General features: G+C 74.0%; 12 protein-coding genes. 5 read left to right on the top strand and 7 right to left on the bottom strand.

The features are described 5' to 3' along the window. The 7 genes from E1298_RS34215 to E1298_RS34185 all read right to left on the bottom strand — a co-directional run. The coding region (locus E1298_RS34215) for a serine/threonine-protein kinase (RefSeq protein ID WP_243725979.1) at positions 1-868 on the bottom strand (868 nt) is incomplete at its 3' end. A gap of 83 nt (positions 869-951) precedes the next feature. Next, a complete protein-coding gene (locus E1298_RS34210) occupies positions 952-1,611 on the bottom strand; it encodes a PIG-L deacetylase family protein (RefSeq protein ID WP_165975812.1) in 660 nt (219 codons plus the stop codon). A gap of 13 nt (positions 1,612-1,624) precedes the next feature. Further along, positions 1,625-3,499, bottom strand: coding sequence for a hypothetical protein (locus E1298_RS34205; protein ID WP_131900734.1), 1,875 nt, complete (start codon positions 3,497-3,499; stop codon positions 1,625-1,627). Then, positions 3,496-3,939 (bottom strand): hypothetical protein, encoded by a 444-nt coding sequence (locus E1298_RS34200; RefSeq protein ID WP_131900732.1) that lies wholly within the window; start codon positions 3,937-3,939, stop codon positions 3,496-3,498. The genes E1298_RS34205 and E1298_RS34200 overlap by 4 nt, the downstream gene beginning before the upstream one ends. Then, entirely contained in the window at positions 3,923-4,255 is a 333-nt protein-coding gene (locus tag E1298_RS34195; protein ID WP_131900730.1) for a Rieske (2Fe-2S) protein, read from the bottom strand. Before E1298_RS34195 ends, E1298_RS34200 begins: the two co-directional genes overlap by 17 nt. Continuing rightward, complete coding sequence (locus E1298_RS34190) at positions 4,252-5,271, bottom strand: DUF6687 family protein (protein ID WP_131900728.1); 1,020 nt, start codon at positions 5,269-5,271, stop codon at positions 4,252-4,254. The genes E1298_RS34195 and E1298_RS34190 overlap by 4 nt, the downstream gene beginning before the upstream one ends. 54 nt (positions 5,272-5,325) lie before the next feature. After that, positions 5,326-7,020: a CocE/NonD family hydrolase gene (locus tag E1298_RS34185; RefSeq protein WP_207944998.1), complete on the bottom strand. Its 1,695-nt coding sequence runs from the start codon at positions 7,018-7,020 to the stop codon at positions 5,326-5,328. 635 nt (positions 7,021-7,655) lie between these two features. On the opposite strand from E1298_RS34185, the gene E1298_RS34180 reads away from it, so the two are divergent. The 5 genes from E1298_RS34180 to E1298_RS34160 form a co-directional block, all read left to right on the top strand. Further along, entirely contained in the window at positions 7,656-9,305 is a 1,650-nt protein-coding gene (locus tag E1298_RS34180; RefSeq protein ID WP_131900726.1) for a carboxylesterase/lipase family protein, read from the top strand. Between the two features lie 134 nt (positions 9,306-9,439). Next, the gene (locus tag E1298_RS34175) at positions 9,440-10,624 is read left to right on the top strand and encodes a sensor histidine kinase (RefSeq protein WP_131900724.1); all 1,185 of its coding nucleotides are present in this window, start codon (positions 9,440-9,442) and stop codon (positions 10,622-10,624) included. Beyond that, positions 10,621-11,397 (top strand): LytR/AlgR family response regulator transcription factor, encoded by a 777-nt coding sequence (locus E1298_RS34170; RefSeq protein ID WP_243725978.1) that lies wholly within the window; start codon positions 10,621-10,623, stop codon positions 11,395-11,397. The genes E1298_RS34175 and E1298_RS34170 overlap by 4 nt, the downstream gene beginning before the upstream one ends. Further along, on the top strand, positions 11,394-11,771 hold the full coding sequence (locus E1298_RS34165) for a hypothetical protein (RefSeq protein WP_131900722.1): 378 nt from the start codon (positions 11,394-11,396) through the stop codon (positions 11,769-11,771). Before E1298_RS34170 ends, E1298_RS34165 begins: the two co-directional genes overlap by 4 nt. Next, positions 11,768-13,477 (top strand): sodium/solute symporter (locus tag E1298_RS34160; RefSeq protein WP_131900720.1); only part of this gene is annotated, 1,710 nt, incomplete at its 3' end. The genes E1298_RS34165 and E1298_RS34160, both read left to right, overlap by 4 nt.

Genomic DNA, 13,477 nt, shown 5'->3' with positions numbered 1-13,477 from the left:
CAGGGGGCGGCGCCAGGCCCGGCATGGACGGCGCGCTCGGCCCGGCGGCCTGGGCGAGCATGTGGTCGAGCTGGGCCGCAGTGGGACGGGCGGCCGGGTCCCGCACCAGCAGCGCCTGCAAGACCGGCGCCAGGGGACCGGCGCGGTGGGCGGGCGGGATCTGAGCCGCCATGACGGCGGCCAGCGTCGCGGCCGCGGTCGGGCGGCGCAGCGGGTTGCCGCCCTCCACGGCCACGTACAGCAGCAGGCCGAGCGACCACAGGTCCGAGGCCGGGTTGCCCTCGTGCCCGTGCAGCCGCTCCGGCGCGATGTACTCCGGCGAGCCGACCAGCCCGCCGGTGGCGGTGACGCGGGACGCCTCCTCCAGCACGGCGATGCCGAAGTCGGTGAGGACCGGCGTCCCGTCCGTCCTCAGCAGCACGTTCGCGGGCTTGACGTCGCGGTGGCAGACGCCGGCCTCGTGGGCCGCCCGCAGCGCCGCGAGGATCCCGCGCCCGGTGGCGGCCCCCTCGGCGGGCGACAGCGGCCCGAGCGCCAGCCGCTCCTGGAGGGACCGCCCGCGGACGAGCTCCATCACCAGCCACGGGTGCGGCATGTCCGGCGAGTCCACGATGTGGTGGATGGTCACCACGTTCGGGTGATCGAGGCGGGCGAGGGCGCGGGCCTCGCGCATCACCCGCTCGCGCAGCATCGCCGCGACGTCCGGGTCGTGGTGCGCGGTGTCCACGTCGGCGAGCCGCACTTCCTTCAGCGCGACCTCGCGCTCCAGGGCGAGGTCGAACGCGCGCCAGACCGTGCCCATCCCGCCGCTGCCGAGCCGATCCCGCAGCTCGAAGCGGCCGTCGATCACCATTTGCCCAGAGGTCACGGCGGACAGCCTAGAACCCCTGCCACCAGAAATGCGCTCAAGTCCCCCCGAAACGGTCGACGGCCCGTGCGGGTCCGCGAGGCTCAGAAGCAGGCGTGGGCCGTCCGGGCGGCGGTGAACGCCTCGACGAACTCGCCGTGCCCGGACGTCACGCCGCGGTAGCGGTTGAGGCCCAGCGCCCCCTCGATCCACTCGTTGTGCGCGAGCTGCGAGGAGTAGGCGGCCAGCGCGTCGGCCTTCCGGTCCCGGACGGCGGTGATGTCGACGAAGACCGAGGGACGCGCCATCGGCGTCCACACCTCGAACTCGTAGACAGTGCCGACCGGCTCGGCCAGCGGGGTCCCGGCCTCCGGCAGCAGCGGGTAGGCCGACAGCCAGCGGGCCTCGCGCACCAGGTCCGCCGTCACCCGGTGCGCCGGATCGTCCTCGCCGGGGTGCGGCGCGTAGACGATGTCCGGCCGGAACCTCCGGAAGACGGCGACGAGCTCGGTCAGCAGCGCCGGGTCGGCGGTGATCTGCGTCGCCGGCCCGGACAGCGTGGAGATGTCCGAGACTCCGAGCCGCCGCCCGGCCTCCCGCGCCTCCGCGAGGGTCGCGCCGCCGAGGCCCGTCAGATGGACCACCTCGACGACGTCGCCGCAGTCGGCGTGCCGGCAGATCGTCCCGCCGCACCCGATGGCCTCGTCGTCGCGGTGCGGGCCGACCACCAGCACCCGGGCCTGACCAGGTACGACCCGGTTCATCGCCCCACCGCCTTCACCTTCGGGGCCCGTGGGCCATGGGCCGTCCCGGCACGCCGGGCCGCGAGGCGGCGCCATCGGCGAAGGGCCGTTCCGCCCCTGCCAAGTCCTCCTCGACCAGGACGGACCAGAGCCGCAGCTGGTCCGCGTAGTGGACGAGCTCGTCCACGGCCGTCGTCTCCAGCCGCGCGTGGTACTCCTGCCAGGAGCCCCGCAGGGGCCGCCCCGCCTTCTCCGCGAGCGCTTCGCCGTAGGCGCGCACCTCGGGGTGCGCCGACCGGCGGGCTCTGCGGACGTCGGCGCGCAGCTCCGCCCACAGGGCGTGCCCGAGGACGGGCGGGACGACAGGTCCCCGGCGCGCCCGTCCGGCCAGGGCGCCGGCGGCGGCCCCCAGCCAGTTCGCGTACCCGGCCGCGTCGCCGTCGCCGAGCCTCGTGCCGACCTCCTCCAGCGCCTCTCGGGACGCGTGCGCCAGCGGCCACAGCAGTTCCTCGCGCAGGAGGTAGGACGACAGCTCGCCCCGTCCCGAGTCGGTGACCTCGCCGCGCGTGTGCCACAGGCCCGTCCCGGCGACGCACCCCGGCACCCCGAGCGCCTGGAAGAGGTCGCCCACCGCCAGGTCGACCAGCCGTACGGACGTCGCCCACATCGTCGGAGGTCCCGGCAGCCGGTCTGCCGGGAACCCCACGACCGTGCCGAACGCCGACGCCCAGCGCAGCAGCGAGACCGTCGGCGGGGTGCCGGCGAGGAGGCGCCGCATCGGAAGGCCGCCGGACAGAAGGCTCCGCCGGGCCGGTTCCGGGGTGCCCGGGTCGAGCGCGAGGTGGTGGCTCGCCCTCGCCCGGAAGTCGGGGTGCCCGCAGGTGTGGAAATGCACCATCCCCGGCAGGGCGTGGGCGCCGGGGGAGGGCGGGCCGAGGACGGTGAACCCCGTGTCCTCGTAGTCGGTCACCTGCGTCCCGACCGGCCTGGCCTCCAGCGGCGCCGCGCGGGCGAGCCGGTCGATCACATGCAGGACGTCGACGGGCTCCGGCCTCACCTCGGCGGACGAGCCGTCCATCACGTCGGCGAACACCCGTCCGGGATCTCCCGGCCGGGCGGGGGTCGTCGGCGCCCAGGGCACCGCGTCCTGCTCGAACCAGACGATGTCGCGGCCCGCGAAGGCCGCGAAGACCGCGTTCGCGGTCCCGGGGAGCCCGGGGGCGAACGTGCGGTCCGCGCACGCCCTCATGCCGCCCAGCCGGGCGGCGACGCGCCGCCGGAACACCTGCTTCGGCCCGGCGCTGCCATCGGCGTTCCACTCCCCGAACCGGGTGACGTCGAATCCGGAGTCGCGCCGCGCCAGGTCGCACACGCCGTCCAGCTCCCGCGCGGCCGCCGGGGAGGGCGCGTCGTCGGCCACGACGATCGACAGGCCGGTGTGGCCGTACCGCCGCATCACCTCGCAGTGGGCGGCGAGCGCGTCGCGCACGTCGGCGGCCCGCCCGGCGGTGGGCAGGACGATCAGCGGCGCCTCCGGCGCCAGCCGGGCCCGGCCGGCGGGCGGGCGGCCGGTCAGCAGGGCGTGCTCGGCGGCCGAGATGCGGCGCGCCGGGCCCGTCCAGTGCGGGCCCGCCGGATGCTCGTCGCGGGCGGACAGGGTGCCGTCCGGCTCCCGGACGACGCGGAGGCGCGCGGCGAGCCGGACGTTCAGCACGGCCAGGAGGTCGCCGATCGCCGCCGTGTCGCGCGCCGACACCGGCAGCGCGACGCGGAGCCCGAGCAGGAACTCGAAGAGCTCCTGGGCACGGCCCTCGTACACCTCCGCGAGGCCGCCGCGCGGGCGGACGCCGAGAAGCCCCAGCGCGACCGCCCGGCCCTGGGTCCGGACGTCCAGCCACCGACCGATCACCGCGGAACCTCGCCGAGGACCGCGAAGGGGTCGTCCTCGTCCAGGAAGTCGGCGGCGTAGCACCGCAACTGGGTGACCGGTTCGAGCACGGCGACGTCGCCGAGGGCCGGTTCGCCGGGCAGCTCGCACAGCTCCCGGACGTCGGCCGCCGCGGCGCAGCACAGCAGCAGCGGCACGACCGTCCCGGCCCGCTCCGCGCGGGCCCGGCCGCCATGAGCCCGGGTGACCGAGGGAGACAGCAGGGCCCGGTGCACCCTCAGCTCGTCCCCGGGCGCCCTCGACCGCAGGATCCGGACGGCGACCTCGGCGGCCTCCGCCAGCTCCCACTCCAGGTAGCGGCGTTCGAGGTCCAGCCAGGCCGGTGTGCGGGCCGCCGCCGCCCGCCCGGCCAGGCCCAGCAGCCGCCGGAGTTCCCCCGGCCGGTCAGGCGCCGGTCGCATCGGACGGCTCCTCCGGCCAGTCGACGACCAGGTCGGGACCGTCGAAACGCGCCGGGACGACCGGCAGGCCCGAGCACGCGGGCCCGTGGACCGTCCGGCCGTCCCGGGCCCGGAACGTCGAGCGGTGCCACGCGCAGATCAGCAGCCCGCCGACCTGGTAGGCGTCTTCGAGAGGTCCCCCGCGATGGGGGCACAGCGCGTGGTGGACCACGGGCCGCCCCCCGACCAGCCGGACGACATACGGCCCATGAGCGGTCTCCACCCGGACGACCGGGTCTTCGGACAGCCGCTCGCGGATCCCTTCCAGCCTTGTCATGGCGTCTCCTTGGACGGCGGGGTCCCCGGCGCCTCGTGCACCCAGCCCGCGTGGGGCCGCCAGCGCAGCGACTCGTCCGCCTGCGCGGCCTGGAAGAACGCCAGGACCACGCGGCGGACCTCGTCCATGCCCAGGCTGCTCGGCGCGGGGGCCTCATCGTCGGCGTACAGCTGCAAGAGCGGCGTGGCGGTGGCCGGGGACTCGCAGAACCAGGTGCCGCCGCGTTCCAGCGCGTTGAGCTCGTGCGCGAGGAGGTCGCCCCTGACCCGGGGCTCCGGACGCCTGGACCGCAAGTCCACGAAACCCTCGTAGCGGAAGCGCAGGCTGTGCCGCCCGTCCTCGCGGAGCCTCAGCACGTGGCCCGCGTTCGTGCGCGCGTGGACGGCGTACTCGTGCGACGGCCGGGCGGTGTCGACGAAGACCGCCAGGTCCCCGTGCTCGGTGAAACCGATGGGGGACCGCAGCGAGCGCTCGATGTCCTCCCACTCGGCGGCCCATCCGTCCCGCCGGTTCTCCGGGGCGAGCAGGCACTCCTCGGCGACGTCGAGCATGCCGCGGAACAACGACGTCGTCGCCTGCTCGACCGAGCGGAACTCGGTCGCCCGGCTCAGCTCGCGCTCGGCCGCCAGCAGCGCCAGGCACGCGCGCACCGCCGGGGCACCGGTGTGGACGTCGAAGTCGCCGCACAGCGCCGTCCGCTCCAGCAGGTCCCGGTGGCGCAGCGCGAAGTCCGGGCTGGTCAGGCACAGGACGCTCAGCAGCCCGTCCACGTCGTAGTGGTCGCAGGTGACCGCGGTGGCCCCCGCGAGCAGCCGCTCCCGCTCCGCCTCGGGCCGGGCCAGCAGGCGCAGGACGGCCTGGGTGCTGACGTCGTCCTTGAGATGGGGAGGGGTGCGGTTGCCGGGCCAGTGGCTGAGTTCGAGGACCGTCGACGGGGTGCGGAGGCCGTCCACGAAGACATGCGGCCGGTCCCGCAGCTCGGAGCCGAAGGGCACGTAGGGCAGCGCTCTCATCATGACCATCATCTCACTCCGGCCTCTCCTCGCCGACGGGTCAGAGGATGCGGGGAGTCAGCCGATCGGCGCAGGGATGATCGGGAGCTGGATCGAGGACGGGTGGGCGGCGTCGTGGTACACCGTCTGGTCGGCGACCCGGGTCCGGGTGTCGGTGCCGAACGCGTGGCCGGTGTTGGGGTTGCGGTCGTACATCGGGAAGTTGCTGCTGGAGATCTCCAGGCGGAGCCTATGGCCGGCCTTGAACACGTTGCCGGTGGGCCAGATCTTGATCGTGTACTTGTAGACCTTCCCCGGCCTGATCAGCGACGGGCGCTCCAGCGAATCGCGGTAGCGGGCGCGCTGGATGCCGTACTGGATCAGCATCGACGTGCCGTCAGGGGACACGTCGGTGAGCTTGGCCGTCCAGTCGGTGTCGCGGGCGGACGAGGACGCGTACAGCGTGACCGAGATCGGGCCGGTGACCTCCGTGTCCTTCTCCAGCGCGGGGGTGCTGTAGACGAGGACGTCCGGGCGCTGCTCGATGAGCCGCTGGTCGTGCGGGCCGCCGGGAACGGAGCTCTGGAAGCGGCCGCCGAAGCTCGGGACGGGGTTGCGCGGGTCGTAGCGGTAGCGGTCGGTCGCGGCCTCGGCGCCGCCGGCGGGTGCCGAGGTGCTGAGCGAGCCGCTGCCGGTGAGCGTGTTCGCGTCGCCCGCGCTGTGCAGGTAGTACTTCGTGTTGACGGTGCCGGGGATCGGCCAGCTCGCCGCCGTGCGCCACTTGTTCGCGCCCATCACGAAGACCTTGACCGCCGGGTCCTTCTCGACGCCGTTGCGCGCGCCCTTGAGCCAGTGGTCGAACCAGCGGAGCTGGAGGTCGTCGATCGCGACGGCGGCGTCCGGGCCGAAGTCCACGTCGCCCGACCTGCGGCCGGTGCCGCCGTGCGTCCAGGGGCCGAGCAGGAGGGTGGAGCCCTTCCGCGCGGCCTCCGTGCCTCCCTTGGCCTGCACTCCGGCGAAGTTCTCGGCGGTGCCGTCCAGGAAGATGTCGTACCAGCCGCCGAGGTTCAGCGACGGGACCTGTACCTGCGGATAGCGCGTGCGGATGCTCCAGCGCTGCCAGTAGGCGTCATTGCTCGGGTGCTTGATCCAGTCGTAGAACCACGGCGCGACCCGCGGGTCCTTGGGGTGCAGCGGCGGGAACTTGTTCAGCGGGAGCGACCAGTACCACTTGCTGAACAGGTTCTTGCTCGCCTGGCGCATCCCCGCGTCGAGGGCCTCCCCGTCGGGGTAGCGGCGGACGGCGCTGTTGGCGATCGAGTCCAGGGGCCACGACTGCGTGAACGACTGGTAGAGGGCGCCGCCCTCGTAGGTCCAGCCGTCGTAGTAGTCGGACGAGGTGAACGCCGGAATGATCGTGACGAGGTGCGGGGGCCGCAGCGTGGCGGGCATCCACTGGGTCAGCCCGGGATAGGAGAAGCCGTACATCCCGACCTTGCCGTTCGCGTGCGGCAGCCGGGCGGCCCACTCGATGGTGTCGTAGCCGTCCGTGCCCTCGCTGCGGTAGGGGTAGAAGGTGCCGTCCGACTTGTACTGGCCGCGGACGTCCTGCACCACGACGACGTAGCAGGCCGACGCGTAGCGGGTCGGCTGGTCGTAGAGGATGGTCTCCGCGCCCTCCTTGTTGTACGGAAGCCGCAGCAGGATCACGGGGAAGTCGCCCCCGCCCTTGGGCGTGAACACGTTCGAGCGCAGCACCGTGCCGTCGCGCATCTTGGTGCCGACGTCCTTCTGGACGGTGAAGTCGCAGTGCCCGGCCGCGCGCGGTGTCCGCGGAGGCCCCCGCCTTGGCGGGGACGAGCGCGGCGCCGCCGAGCGCGACGGCCGCCGTGCCGACGAGCAGCCGCCTGGCGCGGCTCGGTCCTGCCGGTCTGAGGGTCCGCTGCCGTCTTCCCATGGCTCGGGGGTCCTTCCTGCTCGATGCGCTGCAGGGCCGGAGCGTGGCATGATCGGCGGACGGCGCGAAGACGCGCGCGCCGCCGGTTCGGCGAGCCGGCGGTTCCGCGCGCCGGGCGACCCGGCCCGATCGCCCAGCGGTGCGAATAATGCGATGAATGGCCGCAATCGCATGCTTTGCCGCTATACGTCCCGTCGCGGGGCACGGCCCGGTGCGCCCGCCCCGGCGCCGGGAGGGCGCTCACCGGCTGTCAGCCATAAGGCGACCTTTCCTGACTTGAATGGAAAAGGCGTTCATCGCGGTGGAATGACCGTTCATCGGGCGCCGGTGCTCGCGATCGGGCCGGCGTCGCCGCTTGCCGAACGCCCCGCCGCCGGGCCTGTCCGATTCGTCCGGGCCGCCTTATGGTCACGACGACCGCTCCGTCGTCGGTCGACAAAGGAGTATCCGCATGAGGTCGAAGCGTCACCGAAATCCGGTCACCACCTGGGTGATCGCCTCCGCGGCGGCCCTGGCCGCCGCCCTGCTGACCACGCTGCCCGGCGCCGCCCCCGCGGCTTCGAGCACTCTGGCGCCGGCCGCCGCGGCCGACTGCGCCGACGGGACCACCGTGCGGACCGACACCGGGGCCGTGTGCGGCGTCGTGGCGAACGGCGTCAGGACCTGGCTCGGCGTGCCGTACGCCGCCGCGCCGGTCGGCAGGCTGCGGTGGGCGCCGCCGCAGCGGCACCCCGCCTGGACGTCCACGTTCCCGGCGACCGCCAAGGGCCCGAACTGCCCGCAGTCGAACGCGCTCGGCGCCGGTTCCACCAACGAGGACTGCCTCAACGTGAACGTGCGGGCACCGGCCGACGCGGGCGGCGGGAAGCTGCCCGTGATGGTCGAGATCCACGGCGGCGGGTTCCTGCTCGGCAGCCCCGCGGACGGCACCCACCTCGCGTCCGCCGGCCGTCTCGTCCACGTCGGCGTCAACTACCGCCTGGGCATCTTCGGGTTCATGGCGCACGCGTCGCTGGGCGCGCACTCCGGCAACTACGCCATCCAGGACCAGCAGGAGGCGCTGCGCTGGGTGCGGCGCAACATCGCCAAGTTCGGCGGCGACCCCGACAACGTCACCATCTACGGCGCGTCGGCCGGAGGCGCGAGCGTCTGCGCCAACACCGCCTCGCCGACCGCGAAGGGGCTGTTCCAGAAGGGGATCGCGCAGAGCGGCGAGTACAACTCGCTGCGCGGCGGCACCGTCAACACCTCGTGGCAGCCGGGGGACTGCAAGTCCGACCTGCCGACCGAGAAGCAGGCGCAGCGCGCCGGCGCGCGGTTCGCGGCGGCCGTCGGCTGCGGTTCCGCCGCCGACCCCGCGGCGTGCCTGCGCAAGGTCCCGGTGCAGACCCTGCTCGACAAGGCCGGCGACGGCCTGGGACCGGACAACGGGACGATCGCGCCGATCGTCGACGGCCGCACGCTGCCGATGTCGCCCGCGCAGGCGTTCGCGAAGGGCAAGGTCAACGACGTCACGCTCATGCACGGCGTGGACCGCGACGAGACCCAGCTGGAGAGCGCGACCACTCTGGCCGACTACCGGCGGCTCGTCCGCCAGCAGTACGGGCCGCACGCCGCGGCGGTCTTCGACCTTTATCCCGTCGAGCGGTTCCCGAAGCCGTCGGCGTTCATCGCCTACCGGACCATCGTCGCCGACTCCAACTCCGTCTGCCCGGCGCTGCTCAACGACCAGCGCCTGGCCAGGCACCTGAAGGTGTACGCCTACCAGACCGACAACGCGGACGCGCCGCCGGCCTCCTGGCTCGACAAGACCAAGCCGAACGGCTCCTTCCACGTCGGCGAGAACCAGTTCCTCTCGCCCGGCCCCGTCCCGCCGAACCCGAACCAGCAGGCGCTCGGCGACCAGATCACCGCCCAGTGGACCGGCTTCGCGCGCACCGGCGACCCGACCGTGGACGGCGCCCCGTACTGGCCGAATTTCACCAAGCGCGCGCCGAACGTCATGGCGCTAGCCCCCGCCGGTGACAGTCAGCTGACCACCGAGATCGCCAAGCAGCACCATTGCGGGTTCTGGAACGCGCTCACCCCCTTCAATCACTGAGACAGGCGCGGCCCGCGGGACCGGATCACCGGTCCCGCGGTTCGTCCACCCGTTCAGCCGGCCGAAACCCGCCATTGCTCTGGCCAAAACACGCGTGTCATATTTGCCGCATTGACGATCAAGGGCGTGCGCGGATGCAGACGACACTGGCCACACTCGTGAGCATCGGCGCGGTCCTGGCGGTCGGCGCCCTCCTGCGCGTCGTCACCAGGTCACGCCGCTACCTGGGCGGACCCGCCGAACAGGCGACCTACCAGACGCTGCACACCGTCTCGGTCGCGGCCCGGTCGCTGCGCGGCGGCCTGGACGCGCAGGGCGCCGGGCGCGCCGCGCGGCACCTGCGGGCCCTGCTCGGCTGCGCGGCGGTCGCGGTCACCGACGGCCAGGCGCTCCTCGCGTGGGACGGCGCGGGCGAGCGGCACGCCCCCGACGCCGTCCGGCACGCGCGCCATCCCGTCGGCACCGGGCGCAGCCAGGTGCTCCACCCCGACCAGGTGGCCTGCGACGACCCCGACTGCCCGCTGCTGCACGCGGTGATCGCGCCGCTGACGGCCGGCGACCACATCGTGGGCACGCTCGGGGCCTACCACCCCGCCGCGACGGCGGGCCTGGTCCGCGCGGTCGGCGAGACCGCCCGCTGGGTGTCCACCCAGCTGGAGCTGGCCGAGCTCGACCGGTCCCGCACCCGGCTGGCCGAGATGGAGGTGCGGGCGCTGCGCGCGCAGATCTCGCCGCACTTCATCTACAACTCGCTGACGACGATCGCGGCGTTCGTGCGGAGCCAGCCCGACCGCGCGCGGGAGCTGCTGCTGGAGTTCGCGCACTTCACCCGCTACTCGTTCCGCAACCACGGCGAGTTCACCACGCTCGCCGAGGAGCTGCGCTCGATCGACCGGTACCTGCTGCTGGAGCACGCCCGGTTCGGCGACCGGCTGCGGGTGAGCCTGCGGATCGCGCCGGAGGTGCTGCCCGTCGCGGTCCCGTTCCTGTGCGTCCAGCCGCTGGTGGAGAACGCGGTCCGGCACGGCCTGGAGCTCAAGACCGGCGTCGGCCACGTCACGATCGTCGCCGAGGACGCCGGACAGGAGTGCCTGCTGTCGGTCGAGGACGACGGCGTCGGCATGGACCCCGATCTCGTCCGCCGCGCGCTGGACGGCGAGCGGCCCGCCCGCGACTCGGTGGGCCTGGTCAACATCGACGAGCGCCTGCGCCAGGTGTACGGCACCGCGTTCGGGCTGGTGATCGAGACCGGGCCGGGCGCGGGCACCAAGGTGAGCCTGCGGATCCCCAAGTACAAGGCGGGGGTGAGCGTCTCGTGACCGGCCCGGACGAGGAGACCGCCGTGGACGGGGGGCTGCACGTCCTCGTCGTGGACGACGAGCTGCCCGCGATCGAGGACCTGGCCTACCTGCTGCGCGCCGACGACCGGGTCCGCGAGGTGTCCACGGCGTCCACGGGCGCGGCCGCGCTGCGCGCCCTGGACGACCGCGACCTCGCCGCGCTCTTCCTGGACATCCGCATGCCGGGGCTGTCCGGCCTCGACCTCGCCCGCGTCCTCACCCACTTCGAGCACCCGCCGAAGATCGTCTTCGTGACGGCCTACGAGGCGCACGCGGTGGACGCCTTCGAGCTGCACGCCGTCGACTACCTGCTGAAACCGGTCGGCCAGGAGCGCCTCGCCGAGGCCGTGCGCCGGGTCGTGGCGGAGGTGACCGGCCACCCGGGGCCGGCCGCGCCGGCCGCCGACGAGATGATCCCGGTCGAACTGGCCGGCGTCATCCGGTTCGTGCGCCGCTCGGAGGTGCGCTACGCCGAGGCGCACGGCGATTACGCGCGCCTGTACACCCAGCGGGAGAGCTACCTCGTGCGCACCTCGCTCACCGCGCTGGAGGACGCGTGGAGCGAGGCCGGCTTCCTGCGCGTCCACCGCTCGCACCTGGTCGCGCTCGCCTACATCGACGAGATGTACATCGAGTCGGGACGGTGCGCGGTCCGGGTCGGCGACATGCGGCTGCCGGTCAGCCGGCGCAACACCCGCGCCCTGCGCGACCGGCTCGTCCGCAGCGCCCGGCCCGGGACGCACCGGCCATGAGCCGCCAGGAGCCCGGCCGCGTCCGGGTGCAGAGGTCGGCCGGCCGGGCGGAGCGGCTGAGCCCCGGCGCGGGCGGCCGGCGCGACCTGCACGAGCAGACCCAGCTCGGCGACCTGATGATCAGATCCCTGATGCGCGTGCAGCTGCACCTGGCGATCCGGGTGTGCGCGGTGTTCGGCGTCCTGCTCGGCGCGCTGCCGCTGCTGTTCGCCTTCGTGCCGCAGGCCCGCCGCGTCCACGTCGCCGGGCTGCCGCTGCCGTGGCTGCTGCTCGGCGTGCTCGTCTACCCGGGACTGGTCGCCGGCGCCGTGCTCTACGTGCGCCAGGCCGAGCGCAACGAGCACGAGTTCGAGGACCTGGTCGACCGTTCGTGAGCCCCGGTTACGCCGTCGCCGCGATCGCCGTGGTCACCGTGGTCACCGTCCTGATCGGGAGCCGGGGCCTGCGCAGGACGCGGACGACCTCGGACTTCTACGTCGCCTCGCGTACCGTGTCGGCGACCTGGAACGCCTCGGCGATCAGCGGGGAGTACCTCTCGGCGGCGTCCTTCCTCGGCGTCGCCGGGCTCGTCATGGCCTTCGGCGCCGACATGCTCTGGTACCCGGTCGGCTACACCACCGGATACCTGATCCTGCTGCTGCTGGTCGCGGCGCCGCTGCGCCGCTCGGGCGCCTACACGCTGCCCGACTTCGCCGAGGCGCGGCTCGGGTCGACGGCCGTCCGCCGCATGTCCGGCGTGCTGGTGGTCGTCGTCGGCTGGCTCTACCTCGTGCCGCAGCTGCGGGGCGCGTCGCTGGCCCTGCACGTGATCACCGGCGCCCCGGCGTGGCTCGGCGCCCTGATCATCGTGGTCGTCGTCCTCGCCAGCGTGTCCGTCGGCGGGATGCGCAGCATCACCGCGGTCCAGGCGTTCCAGTACTGCGTGAAGATCACGGCGATCACGATCCCCCTGCTGTTCATCGCGTTCGCGTGGTCCGGCAGGGGCGCGCCGCCGGTGACGGCGCATCCCGCGCCGTCGTTCGGCGCGCCCACGACCGTGCGGTTCGACACGGCCGTCACCGTCGCCGTGCGCACCCCGGTGACGGTGGCCGCGCACGGCGTCGTCGACGGGCGGCGGGCCGACGCCGCCCTGGCCCTGCCCGCCGGGCGGCACACCGTCGCGGCGGACGCGCGCCTGACCTTCCCCGCGGGCGCCGCGGCGCCCGTCATGGAGGGGACGGCGATCGCCGACAACCGCGCGTGGGCCGCGCCGCTCAACGGCGGGAGCGGGCTGGGGCATCCGCTGTACGCGACGTACTCGCTGGTGATCGCGACGTTCCTCGGCACGATGGGGCTGCCGCACATCCTGGTGCGCTTCTACACCAACCCCGACGGGCGCGCCGCGCGGCGCACGGCGCTCGCCGTCCTCGCCCTGCTCGGCGGCTTCTACCTGCTCCCCACGGCCTACGGCGCGCTGGGCCGGCTCTACGCCCCCGAGCTGCTGGTGACGGGCGACACCGACGCGATCGTCCTGCTGCTGCCCGGCCACCTCGTGCCCGGCGTGGCGGGCCGGCTGCTCGGCGCCCTCGTCACGGCCGGGGCGTTCGCGGCGTTCCTGTCCACCTCGTCCGGGCTCACGATGTCGGTCGCGGGCGTGCTCGCCCAGGACATGCTGAGCGGGCTGCGCCGGATCCACCCCTTCCGGCTCGGCGCGGCCGTGGCCGTCTGCGTCCCCTACGCGATCGCGATGTCGACCGGGGACGTGCCGATCGCGCGCGCCGTCGGGCTGCCGTTCGCGGTCGCGGCGTCGTCGTTCTGCCCGCTACTCCTGCTCGGGATCTGGTGGCGCGGGCTCACAGCGGCGGGCGCCGCCGCGGGGCTGGTCGCCGGCGGCGGGCTGGCCACCGCCGGGGTGGTCGTGTCGACGCTCGTGCCGTCCCTGCGCGGCTGGCCGCGCGAGCTGCTGGCCGAGCCGTCCGCGCTGACCGTCCCGATCGCGTTCCTGGTGATGATCGTCGTGTCCCGGTTCACCCGGCGGCGGCTGCGGCCCGACATCGCCTCGGTGATGGTGCGCATGCACGCCCCCGAATCGGTGCGCCCC

Source organism: Actinomadura rubrisoli, assembly GCF_004349215.1.
GTDB classification, from domain to species: domain Bacteria; phylum Actinomycetota; class Actinomycetes; order Streptosporangiales; family Streptosporangiaceae; genus Spirillospora; species Spirillospora rubrisoli.
The sequence above is the reverse complement of the archived record's forward strand: the minus strand, read 5'-3'. Positions and strand labels throughout refer to the sequence as shown.

What these genes read in the sequence shown, in the direction of transcription:
- E1298_RS34210 (WP_165975812.1), bottom strand. Translation starts at nt 1,611, where the DNA reads ATGAACCGGGTCGTACCTGGTCAGGCCCGGGTGCTGGTGGTCGGCCCG.
- E1298_RS34200 (WP_131900732.1), bottom strand. Translation starts at nt 3,939, where the DNA reads ATGCGACCGGCGCCTGACCGGCCGGGGGAACTCCGGCGGCTGCTGGGC.
- E1298_RS34195 (WP_131900730.1), bottom strand. Translation starts at nt 4,255, where the DNA reads ATGACAAGGCTGGAAGGGATCCGCGAGCGGCTGTCCGAAGACCCGGTC.
- E1298_RS34190 (WP_131900728.1), bottom strand. Translation starts at nt 5,271, where the DNA reads ATGATGAGAGCGCTGCCCTACGTGCCCTTCGGCTCCGAGCTGCGGGAC.
- E1298_RS34185 (WP_207944998.1), bottom strand. Translation starts at nt 7,020, where the DNA reads ATGCGCGACGGCACGGTGCTGCGCTCGAACGTGTTCACGCCCAAGGGC.
- E1298_RS34180 (WP_131900726.1), top strand. Translation starts at nt 7,656, where the DNA reads ATGAGGTCGAAGCGTCACCGAAATCCGGTCACCACCTGGGTGATCGCC.
- E1298_RS34175 (WP_131900724.1), top strand. Translation starts at nt 9,440, where the DNA reads ATGCAGACGACACTGGCCACACTCGTGAGCATCGGCGCGGTCCTGGCG.
- E1298_RS34165 (WP_131900722.1), top strand. Translation starts at nt 11,394, where the DNA reads ATGAGCCGCCAGGAGCCCGGCCGCGTCCGGGTGCAGAGGTCGGCCGGC.